Raw genomic sequence first — 13,073 nt, 5'->3', positions numbered from 1 at the left:
CTTGCTCCTATGCGGTAGTGAAAACGGCGTCATGCAGCCAGGTTTGATCGCCAAGGTAGCGGTCGGCCAGCCGCGCGGTGCCCCGGGCATAGTCCGCGCCGACGGCGATGGCGGCGTCCGCATCGGCATGCGAGGCGATCCACGCCGTCAACTGGATCCGGCGCAACATCACGAACGTCGGCACGAGCGTCAGGTGATCGTCGGGCAGATGCCGCACGGACCGGTAACCCCGCAGCCATTCGGTGACGATGCCACCGGCCTGCGGGGCATCCTCGATCCACGACAAGACGGCGGCCAGGTCGGCGAGATGCCACGACCAGCCGCAATCGTCGAAGTCGATCGCCGTGATGCCCGTGCCCGGCGCGGCGGGATCCACCATGAGGTTCGACAGCCGCAGGTCGGCATGAACGAGTCCGAAGCGATCCGGGCCCGTGCCGAACGCGTCAAGTCGTCGGGTGATCTCGGTCACCGCGGCCTGGATCGAGGCGCGGTCGTCGGCGGTGAGAGCCGGAGCCACCCGCCAGTTCCCCCAGCGGGCCCGCGGCCCCAGGATCGCATCGAGGTCCCAGCTGAACCGCGTGAAGCCGGCCGGCCGGGCCCAGCGTTGCGTGTGCTCGTGCATGATCGCCGTCAGCTCGCCGAGTTCGGCGAACCCCACGACGTCGGGGGCTTCCTCGGCCGTACACCCTGGCACGAAAGTCACCGCGTCGACATGCAGTTCCCGATCGCCGACGGCTGCCGTCACCACCTGCTCACCACTCGCCGCATGTACGAGTTGCGGTGTCTTGACCGGGGTTTCACGTCGTAGGGCGGCCATCCACTCGAGTTCGGAGGCGATACCGGCCAGCGAGTGATAGCCCGGCCGGTGTACCCGCAGCACGATCGGGTCGTCATCGTCGACCAGATACGTGGCGTTCTCCGACAGGCTCAGTAGGCGCAGCGGCGCATCGCCGCCACGCCGATACGACGGCAGGGCGGCCCTGGCGAACAGTTCGTGATCAGCAGGCAGTCCCGGCATGCACCGAGTGTGGACCAAATGAGCAACACGAGCAGACCAAATGGACCGGTTTAACCTCGCTGTTGCACGATTGCCAGGTTCGAAACATTCCCGCAACAAACGCCTTGTTGTACAGGTAATCCCAAGTTGACCAAGCGATCTGGGGGCGGTAGAAATGGCCTCCGTCGCACCACAACGCTGTCGTCGACGCGTTGAAACCAGACCAAAAGTGGGACCACAATGAGCGAGATCATCGATCCTCCATCTCCATCTCAAGCGCCATCCGGCGGCATCCAACGCCTCAAACCCAATGCGGTCGGTTTGGTCGGCGTGTTGTTCATGGCGGTGGCGACCGCCGCACCGATCACCGCCATGGTCGGCAACGTCCCGATCTCGGTGGGATTCGGCAACGGTGCGTACGCGCCGGCAGGCTACTTCGTGGCGACGATCGTGCTGACGCTGTTCGCGATCGGCTACGCCGCGATGAGCAAGCACATCACCGCGACCGGTGCCTTCTACGGATACATCTCCCATGGGCTCGGCCGCATCGTGGGCTTGGGCGCGGGTTTCCTGACAGCGTTGGCGTACATGGTGTTCGAGGCCTCGCTCATCGGCATCTTCTCGTTCTTCGGAAACGATCTGTTCAAGTCGTTCTTCGGCATCGATGTGCCCTGGATCGTTTTCGCGGTCGTCATGCTCGCCGTCAACGCGGTGCTGACCTACTTCGACATCAATCTCGCGGCCAAGGTGCTGGGCGTATTCCTGATCACCGAGATCGTGATGCTGGCGATGATGGCCCTCTCGGTGGTCTTCACCGGTGGCGGCCCGCAGGGCTGGTCTCTCGGATCGCTCAACCCGCTCAACGGTTTTCACAGTTTGTCCGGCGAGGTTGCCGGCGCCGACGGAAGCATGATCGCGGTTGCCGGATCGGCAGGCGTCGGCCTGTTCTTCGCCTTCTGGTCGTGGGTGGGCTTCGAGTCGAGCGCCATGTACGGCGAGGAATCGCGTAACCCCAAGAAGATCATCCCCATCGCGGTGATCAGCTCGGTGGTCGGCATCGGCGTGTTCTACGTGCTGGTCTCGTGGCTGGCCATCGTCGGCACCGGGCCGCAGAATGCCATTGCCCTGGCGCAGGATTCGTCGACCGCGGGCAACATCTTCTTCAACCCGGTGCACGAGCACCTCGGGCAATGGGCAGTCGACATGTTCAAGATCCTGCTGATGACCGGGTCCTTCGCCTGCGGCATGGCGTTCCACAACTGCGCCGCCCGCTACCTCTACGCGCTCGGGCGAGAGAACATCATCCCCGGGATGCGCAAGACCATCGGCGCGACGCATCCAGTGCACGGCTCACCGCACATCGCCGGATTCGTGCAGACCGGCTTCGCGACACTCGTGGTCTTGTTCTTCGACCTCACCGGCCGCGACCCCTACACCGGGCTCTACGGTCTGATGGCGCTCCTTGGCACCACAGCCATCATGATCGTGCAGGCGCTGGCTGCGTTCTCGGTGATCTCGTACTTCCATGTGCAAAAACGTCATCCGGAAACAGCCAACTGGTTCACCACGTTCCTGGCTCCGCTGCTGGGTGGAACCGGCATGTTGTATGTGATCTACCTACTGGCCAAGAACGCGTCCTTCGCGGCGGGCGCGGCCGCATCGGACTGGATCTTCACTGCGATCCCGTATGTTGTTGGCATCGCCGGAATCGGTGGTGTGCTGTTGGCGCTGTTCCTGAAATACCGGGATCCGCAGCGGTATTCCGACTTGGGACGCACAGTGTTGGAGGAAGCACACGAACGCTGAATAAGGGGGACGCGGGCATGAGTTTTTCCAACATCATGGATTCGAACAGCTACACGGGCGGTCTGGCGACCGATCCGGGTACCGAACAACTGATCTCGGCCCGCACCCGCCTGCTCGGACCGGCGTACCGGCTGTTCTACGAACGGCCGGTACATCTGGTCCGCGGCCGGGGCAGCCACATGTTCGACGCGGACGGCGTGCGCTACCTCGACGCCTACAACAACGTCGTCAGCGTCGGACACTGCCACCCGCACGTCGTATCCGCGGTCACCCGGCAGCTCGAAACGCTCAACACCCACACCCGTTACCTGCACGAGGGCATCGTCGACTACTCGGCGCGGCTACTGGCCACCATGTCCGGTGAGCTGGACCAGGTGATGTACGCGTGCACCGGTTCGGAGGCCAACGACCTCGCCCTGCGGGTCGCCCAGATGTACACCGGCGCAACGGGTGTGATCGTCACGCGGGATGCCTATCACGGCAACACCGAAGCGGTGACGGCGATTTCGCCGTCGATCGGTGGTGACACGGCCATCGGCCCGCATGTCCGGACGGTGCCCGCCCCGGACAGTTACCGCGCGGGCACGGGAGTGGCCGCCAAGTTTCGTGCCGACGTCTCAGCGGCCATCACCGACCTGCAGGCGGCCGGCTACGGGGTGCGGTGCCTGATCGTCGACACCATCTTCTCCTCGGACGGCATCTACCCGGATCCGTCGGTGCTCGGCCCCGCGGTCGAGGCCGTCCGCGCCGCGGGCGGGGTGTTCATCGCCGACGAGGTCCAGCCCGGCTTCGGCCGGACCGGCGACTCGATGTGGGGCTTCATCCGCCACGGCGTGGTTCCCGACCTGGTCACGATGGGCAAGCCGATGGCCAACGGCCTGCCCGTCGCGGCGATGGCCGCGCGCAGCGAGGTGCTCGAGGCATTTGCCCGCGGCGTGCCCTACTTCAACACGTTCGGCGGCAATCCGGTGTCGATGGCCGCCTCGGGCGCGGTCCTCGACGTGATCGAGGACGAGCAGTTGATCGCCAACGCCGCCCGGGTCGGGGCGGCGCTACGGGCCGAACTCGCCCGGATCACGGCAGGTCATCCCCGTATCGGTGACGTCCGCGGGTGCGGGCTCTACGTCGGGGTCGAGGTGATCACCGACACCGACAGCGCCGAACCCGACCGAACCGGCGCCCACGATCTCGTCAACGCGATGCGCGATCGGCGGGTGCTCATCTCGGTGTGCGGATCGGACGGCAACGTCCTCAAGATCCGGCCGCCGCTCGTGTTCTCCATGGCCGACGTCGACTGGTTGTGCACCGAGTTCGGGGCCGCGCTGGCGGAGCTGACCTGATCTAGGGAATGCTGTAGTCGTGCCGGATGGAAACATCGCGACCGCGATCTACATAGCCTCACCCGAAGGCGACACCGGTAAGTCGACCATTGCGCTGGGCATCCTGCATCGGCTGGCGGCGACGGTGCCCAAGGTCGGGGTGTTCCGGCCCATCACGCGGTTGGGGGAGGACCGCGACTACATCCTCGAACTGTTGCTGGCCGGGACGACGGCAGGCTTGACCTACGAGGAGTGCGTCGGAGTCGGCTACCAGCAGGTCCACGAAGATCCGGACGCCGCGATCACCGAGATCGTCGACCGCTTCCACCGCGTCGCCGACCAGTGCGATGCGGTGCTGATCGTCGGCAGCGATTACACCGATGTGGCCACGCCGAGCGAGCTGAGCATGAACGCGCGCATCGCGGTGAACCTCGGCGCACCCGTCGTGCTCGCCGTCAAGGCCGCAGACCGCACGCCCGACGAGGTCGCCCACGTCGTCGAGGTATGTCTGGCCGAGCTCGCCGGCCAGCACGCCCACGCCGCTGCCGTGGTGGCCAACCGGTGCGACCCGGCTCAGCTGACCGCGATGGCCAACGCCCTCAAACCGCTCGGGCCACCCGCGTACGTGCTGCCCGAGGAGCCGCTGTTGGTCGCGCCGTCGGTGGCCGAACTCCAGAAAGCCGTCGACGGTACCGTGATCGCAGGTGACCCCGCACTGCTGTCGCGCGAGGCGATGGACGTGTTGGTGGCCGGCATGACCGCCGAGCATGTGCTGGAACGCCTCACCGAAGGCGTCGCGGTGATCACCCCGGGTGATCGCTCCGACGTGGTGCTCGCCGTCGTGAGTGCCCATGCGGCCGAAGGCTTTCCGTCGCTGTCGGGCATCATCCTCAACGGGGGGCTCGATCTGCACCCGGCGATCGCATCGCTGGTGTCCGGTCTGGGTCTGCGGTTGCCGATCGTGGCGACCAAGTACGGCACATTCGAGACCGCCAGCCGCGTGGCGGGTACGCGTGGTCGGGTCACTGCGGCGTCGCAACGCAAGATCGATACCGCGCTGGCGTTGATGGACGACCATGTCGACGTCAATGACCTACTGGCACAGCTCAGTATCTCGATCCCCACCGTCACCACCCCGCAGATGTTCACCTACCAGCTGCTGGATCGCGCGCGCTCCGACGTCAGGCGCATCGTGTTGCCCGAGGGTGAGGACGACCGCATCCTCAAGGCGGCAGGGCGCCTGCTGCAGCGCAGCGTCGCCGATCTCACGATCCTGGGCGACGAAAGCCAGATCCGTTCCCGCGCTGCAGAACTCGGTGTCGACCTGGCGGCCGCCACGGTGCTCAATCCGCGTACCAGCGAGCTGTGCGACCAGTTCGCCGATCAGTACGCCGAACTGCGCAAACACAAGGGTGTGACGGTCGAGCAGGCCCGCGAGATCATCCACGACGTGTCCTACTTCGGCACGATGCTCGTACACAACGACATGGTCGACGGCATGGTGTCGGGTGCCATGCACACCACGGCGCACACCGTCCGGCCTGCATTCGAGATCATCAAGACGCTGCCCGACGTCTCGACCGTGTCGAGCATCTTCTTGATGTGCCTGGAGGATCGCGTACTGGCGTATGGCGACTGCGCGATCGTGCCCGATCCGACGTCTGAGCAACTCGCCGACATCGCGATCTCCTCGGCGCGCACCGCGGCCCAGTTCGGCATCGACCCGCGCGTCGCGATGCTTTCCTACTCGACCGGAACCTCGGGCACCGGAGCTGATGTCGACAAGGTAAGAGCCGCAACCGAATTGGTGCGACAACGCGAACCGTCGCTGCTTGTCGAGGGGCCCATCCAGTACGACGCCGCGGTGGAACCGTCGGTGGCGAAGACGAAGATGCCCGATTCGGAGGTGGCCGGGCGAGCCACGGTGCTGATCTTCCCCGACCTCAACACGGGCAACAACACCTATAAGGCCGTGCAGCGCAGCGCGGGTGCGATCGCGATCGGCCCGGTGCTGCAAGGTCTCAACAAACCGGTGAACGATCTGTCGCGCGGCGCGCTTGTCGAAGACATCGTCAACACCGTGGCGATCACGGCGATTCAGGCGCAGGGGCGGCCATGACTGTTCTGGTGGTCAATTCCGGCTCGTCGTCACTGAAATATGCCGTGGTGCAGCCGGGTTCGCGAGAGTTCCTGGCCGACGGGATCATCGAGGAGATCGGTTCTGGTGCGGTACCCGATCACGATGCCGCGTTGCGCGCCGCGTTCGACGAACTCGCGGCCGGCGGGCTCGACCTCGACGCCCTGGGACTGGTCGCGGTGGGCCATCGTGTCGTACACGGCGGCAAGACGTTCTACCGCCCGACGATCATCGACGACGCCCTGATCGCCAAGGTCGAGGAACTCGCGCCGTTGGCGCCGTTGCACAATCCGCCCGCCGTGCTCGGTATCAAGGTGGCCCGCAAGCTGCTGCCCGACCTGCCGCACGTGGCGGTGTTCGACACCGCGTTCTTCCATCATCTGCCTGCCGCCGCCGCGACATACGCGATCGACGACGAGTTGGCCGAGCAGTGGAAGATCCGCCGGTACGGCTTTCACGGCACGTCGCACGAGTACGTCAGCCAACAAGCCGCGGCGTTCGTCGACCGGCCGTACGAATCGCTGAATCAAATTGTGCTGCACCTGGGTAACGGCGCGTCGGCATCGGCGATCGCCGGCGGCAGGCCCGTAGACACCTCGATGGGCCTGACTCCGATGGAGGGTCTGGTGATGGGCACCCGCAGCGGTGACATCGACCCCGGCATCGTCATGTACCTGTGGCGCACGGCCGGGATGGGCGTCGAGGACATCGAGTCGATGCTCAACCGCCGCTCGGGCGTTCTCGGACTCGGCGGCGAGAACGACTTCCGGAAACTGCACCAGCGCATCGACGCCGGGGATGAGTCAGCACAACTGGCCTACGACGTCTACATCCACCGGCTGCGGAAGTACATCGGCGCATACCTCGCCGTGCTGGGCAACACCGACGTCATCACGTTCACCGCCGGGGTGGGGGAGAACGATGCCGCGGTCCGCCGTGACGCGCTCGCCGGGCTGAGCGGCCTCGGGATCGAGATCGACGAGACGGTCAACTCCGTGCGATCCAAAGAGGCACGGCGGATTTCGACGCCCGACTCGCCGACGACCGTGCTGGTGGTGCCGACCAACGAGGAGTTGGCGATCGCACAGGCCTGTGTGGAGGTTGTTTAGCTTCCAGGCGCGACTGTGCGCGTAGGGCGCCGAGTGTGACCGGATGGTGGTGTTTCAGCTGGCTTTTCGCCCTGAACGCACACTCATCTGCCGTTGAGCCAATGCCGCTCGCACGCGGCGCACGATGTCGGCCGGACGGTCTTCGGCCACCACGCGAATCACGATCCAGCCGAGTTCCTTGAGCATCTCCAAACGATGGACGTCCTTGACGTACTGCCAGCGGTCGGTGCGATGTTGGTCTCCGTCGTACTCCGCGGCAACCATCCACTCCTCCCACCCCATGTCCAGATAGGCAACCGGCGCCCCGTCCACCGTGACCGGGATCTGGGTGGTGGGCCTCGGGAACCCGTTCCGGATCAGCAGCAACCGTAGCCAGCTCTCCTTGGGAGATTGCGCGCCCGGATCGACCAGGGTCAAAGCTGTTTCGAGCAGACGAACGCCACGGGCGCCGGGGTGTTTCGCCGCCAGCGCCTCGATATCGGCGACTGTGCACCCCGTCGCTCTGCACAAGGCGTCGAGACGCGACACGCTCGCGGTGACGCTGATTTGCCGTCCGACATCGAAGGCCGTTCGCGGCGCGGTGGTCATTTCCATGCCCCGGCGGTCGACGATCTCGTCATCCAGGAGTGTGTAGCGGCGGGTGATGATGCCCCTTGGCGCCCGCGGATTCGTGTGTATCAACTCGACAGACGTGCCGGGGTCGACCCATTTTGTGCCAAGCATCGCGGCTGCCGCGAGTCCCACGACGACGCCGCGGCGCTGCGACCACAACCACGCGCCGATGGTGCGGTCGCGGAGGCTGGGCACTCGGTCGGCGGGCACGTACACATTCGGGTAGATGGGCGTGAAGCGCGTCCGTAATTGGTGACGGTTCACCATGGCACTGGTCAGCGCCTCGCTGCCGATAAATGGCGTCGATAACGGAGTCATGGGGGGAGGTTGGCATGATGACCCGACAGGTTCAGCCGAGTGTGCGTCCAGGGCGCGAAATCTATCCACAACTCGCCGTCTGTGCACGGTGGTCGCCGTCAACGCACGCTCGGCGGCATAGCCAACTAGAACGTCGACATCGGCCGCACACTGTTGGCGAGATCGACCAGTGCGTACCGGTGTGACTGCGTGGGCGCGACTCGCGCCAGGGCACGCAGTGACGCCTCGACCCCGAGCTTCAGGCCGTGCTCGGTGAACGGGAAGCCCAGGATGTGGTTGCTGCTGGCGGAATTGTCGGCCAGCCAGTCCATCGCGGTACCCAGCACCAGGGCGCGGATCTGCAGTACACGCGGCTCGGAATCCGGCAGGGCCTCGACGCGCCTGGCGGCGTCGCGGATGTGCTGCTCGCTGATCTCACTGGTTGACCGACCGGACAGCAGGGTCACCGCGCTCGTGAGCCGGGCCGTGGTGAAATGCCTTGAGGTGGGCGGTACTTCGTCAAGCGTCTGGACGGCCTTGTCACGCTCACCGGCCACCGATTCGGCCCTGGCCAATCCGAACCCCGCCGAGATCACGCCGTTGTCGGTGCTCCACACGGTCTTGTAGAACTTGAGCTCATCGGCGGTACCGGCGAGTTCGGCCGTCGCGGCCAACGCAAGCTTCGGCGCCAACTCACCCGGCAGCGTGTCCAGCACCTCGGTGAAATGCTTTGTCGCCGACTCGTAGTCGGCAGACAACATCTCGGCGACCGCACGGAACCAGATCAGCCGCCAGCGCCAGCCGACTCGCGCGGCGAGATCGTCGAGCTTGCGGGTGGCCTTGGCGACGTCGCCGAGATCCAGCAGCGCGCGTGCCTCCATCAGCGGCAGCTCAACGGATTCCGAGAGGTCGACACCGTCGGAGTCGAGGGCGCCGTGGCGGGCCGCCCGCAGTTGGTCGAGCGTGTGTACGGGCTGGCTGAGCACACTGGCCACCAGCATCGGGGCTCCGACGTCGGTGCGGTCGACAAGCGGTACGGGCAGCGCCCGCACGATCTCCTGCGCGGTGAGCTTCTCGGAATGCACTTGGCCGTCGACATATACGTCGGTGTGCGCGACGAGCAGATCCACGCCGAACGTCGACCGCGATGGGCTGAACACCGTCGACAGACCGGGCCGCGGCACGCCGCTGTCGGTGGCGACCACTTCACGCAGTACACCGAGCAGCTGTCCCGACATCTCGTCGGCACTGACGAAGCGGCGCCGCGGATCGGGATCGATCGCCCGGCGCAGCAACCGGCCGAACGAGTCGTAGGTGACGAGCACCGGGTCCTCGGACGGCAGCCCGTCGACATAGCGCCCCCGGCGTGTGCGCAGATCCAGCGTCAACGCGGCCAGCGTGCGGCCCACGGTGTAGATGTCGGTTGCCACCGTCGGACCGGTCCGCACGATCTCGGGAGCTTGGTAACCCGGTGTGCCATACAGGTATCCGTAGGAGTTGAGCCGCGACACCGCACCGAGGTCGATCAGCTTGAGCTGGGCCTCGGTGATCATGATGTTCTCGGGCTTGAGGTCGTTGTAGGCCAGCCCGATCGAATGCAGGTAGGCGAGCGCCGGCAGAATCTCCAGCATGTAGCCGATGGCCTCGGCCACCGGCAGTTTCGTTCCCCTGGCCTGCTTGAGCGACGTTCCGCCGACGTACTCCATGACGATGTAGCCGACAGGGTTGCCGTGCTTGTCGTTGTGTTCGACGAAGTTGTAGATCTTGACGATTCCCGGGTGGGTCACCTCGGCGAGGAACTGGCGCTCGGCCATGGCGATGGCCTGTGCCTCGGCGTCTCCGGAATGCACCAGGCCTTTCAGCACCACGGGACGATCGTTGACGTTCTTGTCGAAGGCCAGGTAGACCCAGCCGAGCCCACCGTGGGCGATGCAGCCCTTGATCTCGTACTGATCGGCCACGATGTCGCCAGGGGACAACTGCGGCAGAAACGAATACGCGCTGCCGCAATGTGGACACCAGCCTTCGGACAGGGCGTGACCGTCCGGCGAGGAGCGGCCGACCGGTTTACCGCAGTTCCAGCAGAACCGTTTCGACTCGGCCACCACCGGATTCGTCATCAACGCGGTCAGCGGATCCCGCTCGGGCACGCGGGGAATCTCGACCAGCCCGCCACCGAGCCGGCGGATCGGCGACAGCATGCGGGTGGCGATCGTGGCGTGCTCGTGTGGCTCGGTGTCGCCCGAACCGAGGGAGATGTCGTCGGAGTCGTCGAACTCGGGCCGGTACACCGCCTGGGTCGCCATCGGCCGCATGGTCGACGCCGAATCGAAGTCGAGGTCTTCCAGGCTCGCCGGTTGGGTGCCGGGCCCCTCGTCGGTATCGGGTGATGCCGAAAATTCAGGGTCGTCGGACTGGTTCATCAATCCACATACCTCGCAACCGGTGGGGCCGGCGCCGGGCCCAACACCGTCAACCACTTGCGGTACAACGTGTTCCAGGTGCCGTCGCGGCGAATCCGCTCCAGCGTGCCGTTGACGACGCGCACGAGCCCGGTGTTCTCCAGGTTCACCCCGATACCGTAGGGCTCCTGGTTGAGACTCGGACCCACGATGTGCAGATACGGATCCTGGGCCACGAGCCCCGCCAGTATCGAATCGTCGGTGCTGACGGCGTCGGCCTGGCGCTGCTGCAGCGCCACCAGGCAGTCGGCCCAGGTCACCACCGACACGATGATCGGTGACGGGCTGATCTGCTGGATGCGCTCGAGGGATGTGGTGCCGTCCACCACGCACACGCGCTTGCCGGACAGATCCGATGCCTGCGTGATGTTGGAGTCCCTGGCCGCAAGGATGCGCTGGTTGGCCATCAGGTACACCGTCGAGAAATTCACCAGCTCCTTGCGCTCACACGTGATCGTCATGGTCTTGACGACGATGTCGACCTGATTGTTCTGCAGGGCGGCGATCCGGTCGGCCGAGGACAGGATGCGGTACTCGACCTGCGACGGGGTGCCGAAGATGTCGCGGGCCACCTCACCGGCGATGTCGACGTCGAATCCGTTGATCTGGCCGGTGATCGGATCGCGGAAGGAGAACAGGTTGCTGCCGATGTCCAGGCCGACGATGAGCCTGCCGCGGGCGCGGATGTTGGCGACCGCGGCGTCGGCGTCGGCCTTGTTGCTGAACGGGCGCAGGCTCGCGGTGCGGTTGCAGTCGTCGTCCTCCTCGACCGGGACCCGCACCGGTTCGGGCGCGAGTTCCTCCATGCCCGCCGGGGTGGGCGGCGCGAGCGTCAACGCGGGCAACGTCAGCGCGGGCGCGGTCTGGCTGCAGCCGGCCACCGCGAGGACCGCCGCCAGCAGGATCAGAAGTTTTCTCATCATTTGCATCATCGGTACTCGCTGAGTCTCGGCCACAACCCCAACGCAACCGCGATCGCGGCGGCCACACTGAGCAGCGCGGCGCCGACGGTCGCGCCGGAGAGCACGCGGCGGGCGTTGGCGATGTCATTGCGAAGCTGGCTGCGGCTCTGCTCGATGCCCTTCGACAGCGCGGCGTCGAGCTTGTCGAACGCGGGTGTCGAGTCGTCCTCACCCGTGCCCAGCGCAACCTGCGTCGCGGCCTGATAGTTGCCGACCGCGATGTAGGCGTTGATCCGGTCATCGGCCGCCCGCCACTTCGTGAGCAGTTGTTCGGCGCCGACCAGATCGCTCGTGTCGATTCCGGTGTCGCGCGCCAAGTAGTCCGAAAGCTGCTGCTGCATCATGTCGATGCGCTGGTAGTAGGACTGCTTGCGCACGTTCTCGTCGCCGCGCCGGATCAGGGCGAGGGTCTCGTCGGCGCGGGCTTGCTGTGCGGTGATGGCCAGGTTCGTCACGGTCTTCAAGGATTCGGCGGCGGTCTCTTTCGCGCTGCGGCTGTCTGATGTCGATATCACGAGCGCGGTGCTCACCCAGATCAACATGATCAGCACGGCCAGGCCGCCCGCCACGAATCCGATGTTCACGCGCCGCCGGGTGCGCCGCGCCAGCCAGCGGTTCGCGAATGCCCCGAACAACAACGTCGCGAGCACCACGAGCATCACGGGCGTCGGAATCTGGGCCGACGCCGTCGTCTCCGCGTCCACGCGCGCCGACGTCTGCTCGTACAGGCGTTGCGCGTCCGGCAGGATTTGCGTCTGCATCATCGCCGACGCCTCGGACAGATAGGACGACCCGACCGGGTTGCCCGCGCGGTTGTTGGTCCGGGCGGTCTCGACCAGCCCGGTGTACACCGCCAAGCGGGCGTTGATCCGGCCGAGCAGTTGGACGAGTTCCTCGTCGGTCAGCCCGCTCGACGCGCGGGTCACCGCGACCGACGCATCGGTGATCGCCTGTTCGTAGCGCTGGCGCACATCGCGGGGTTCGGCGCCGGCGATGAACGCCGTGGCCGCAGCGGCGTCGGCGACCGACAGCGTGGTGTAGAGCCGGCCTGCCGCGAACGACAGCGGTTCGGTGTGGTCGAGAACCGTCGTCAACGCCTGCTGGCGATCGTTGATCGTGGTCGATGTCGCGAATGCGCTCGCGATGACAAGCGCGCACAGCACCACGCCGATGGTGAGGATGCGGCCTGGCGTGGTCCACAGAAACCACCAACGCGGGTGGGCAGGGGTGGTCGGCGACCGAGACGCGAGCGGTTCGGTCGAGGGATGTGCCAACTCCACAGTCACCTGCGCGCGGACCTCATTTAGTTTCGGTGTCTTCGGCTTTGGGTCGGGTCATGTACGGCTGTTCCCAACTCTATAAAAGAATTCTA

Annotated in this window: 9 protein-coding genes; 4 read left to right on the top strand and 5 right to left on the bottom strand. The window is 65.8% G+C overall.

The window, feature by feature from the left end:
* Positions 1-7: 7 nt before the first annotated feature.
* Positions 8-1,018, bottom strand: coding sequence for a phosphotransferase enzyme family protein (locus ACRCUN_RS01825; protein WP_462139938.1), 1,011 nt, complete (start codon positions 1,016-1,018; stop codon positions 8-10).
* A 219-nt stretch (positions 1,019-1,237) separates the two neighbouring features.
* On the opposite strand from ACRCUN_RS01825, the gene ACRCUN_RS01820 reads away from it, so the two are divergent.
* The 4 genes from ACRCUN_RS01820 to ACRCUN_RS01805 are packed head-to-tail and all read left to right on the top strand — an operon-like array spanning position 1,238 to position 7,368.
* Positions 1,238-2,803 carry an APC family permease gene (locus ACRCUN_RS01820; RefSeq protein WP_462139937.1) on the top strand — a complete coding sequence of 522 codons (1,566 nt, stop codon included), beginning with the start codon at positions 1,238-1,240 and terminating at the stop codon, positions 2,801-2,803.
* 17 nt (positions 2,804-2,820) lie between these two features.
* On the top strand, positions 2,821-4,143 hold the full coding sequence (locus ACRCUN_RS01815; RefSeq protein ID WP_462139936.1) for an aspartate aminotransferase family protein: 1,323 nt from the start codon (positions 2,821-2,823) through the stop codon (positions 4,141-4,143).
* 19 nt (positions 4,144-4,162) lie between these two features.
* Positions 4,163-6,241 (top strand): phosphate acetyltransferase, encoded by a 2,079-nt coding sequence (pta, locus tag ACRCUN_RS01810; protein ID WP_462139935.1) that lies wholly within the window; start codon positions 4,163-4,165, stop codon positions 6,239-6,241.
* Positions 6,238-7,368, top strand: coding sequence for an acetate kinase (locus ACRCUN_RS01805; RefSeq protein ID WP_462139934.1), 1,131 nt, complete (start codon positions 6,238-6,240; stop codon positions 7,366-7,368). Before pta ends, ACRCUN_RS01805 begins: the two co-directional genes overlap by 4 nt.
* A gap of 54 nt (positions 7,369-7,422) precedes the next feature.
* On the opposite strand, the gene ACRCUN_RS01800 is transcribed toward ACRCUN_RS01805, so the two are convergent.
* The 4 genes from ACRCUN_RS01800 to glnX form a co-directional block, all read right to left on the bottom strand.
* Positions 7,423-8,298 carry an endonuclease domain-containing protein gene (locus ACRCUN_RS01800; RefSeq protein WP_462139933.1) on the bottom strand — a complete coding sequence of 292 codons (876 nt, stop codon included), beginning with the start codon at positions 8,296-8,298 and terminating at the stop codon, positions 7,423-7,425.
* A gap of 125 nt (positions 8,299-8,423) precedes the next feature.
* Positions 8,424-10,700: a serine/threonine-protein kinase PknG gene (locus ACRCUN_RS01795; RefSeq protein ID WP_462139932.1), complete on the bottom strand. Its 2,277-nt coding sequence runs from the start codon at positions 10,698-10,700 to the stop codon at positions 8,424-8,426.
* Positions 10,700-11,659 carry a glutamate ABC transporter substrate-binding protein gene (locus ACRCUN_RS01790; RefSeq protein WP_462139931.1) on the bottom strand — a complete coding sequence of 320 codons (960 nt, stop codon included), beginning with the start codon at positions 11,657-11,659 and terminating at the stop codon, positions 10,700-10,702. The genes ACRCUN_RS01795 and ACRCUN_RS01790 overlap by 1 nt, the downstream gene beginning before the upstream one ends.
* An 8-nt stretch (positions 11,660-11,667) precedes the next feature.
* A complete protein-coding gene (gene glnX / locus ACRCUN_RS01785; RefSeq protein WP_462139930.1) occupies positions 11,668-12,987 on the bottom strand; it encodes a protein kinase G-activating protein GlnX in 1,320 nt (439 codons plus the stop codon).
* Positions 12,988-13,073 lie beyond the last annotated feature (86 nt).

The sequence above is a fragment of the Mycobacterium venezuelense genome (assembly GCF_054919535.1).
This window is presented reverse-complemented; position numbering and strand designations above follow the sequence as displayed.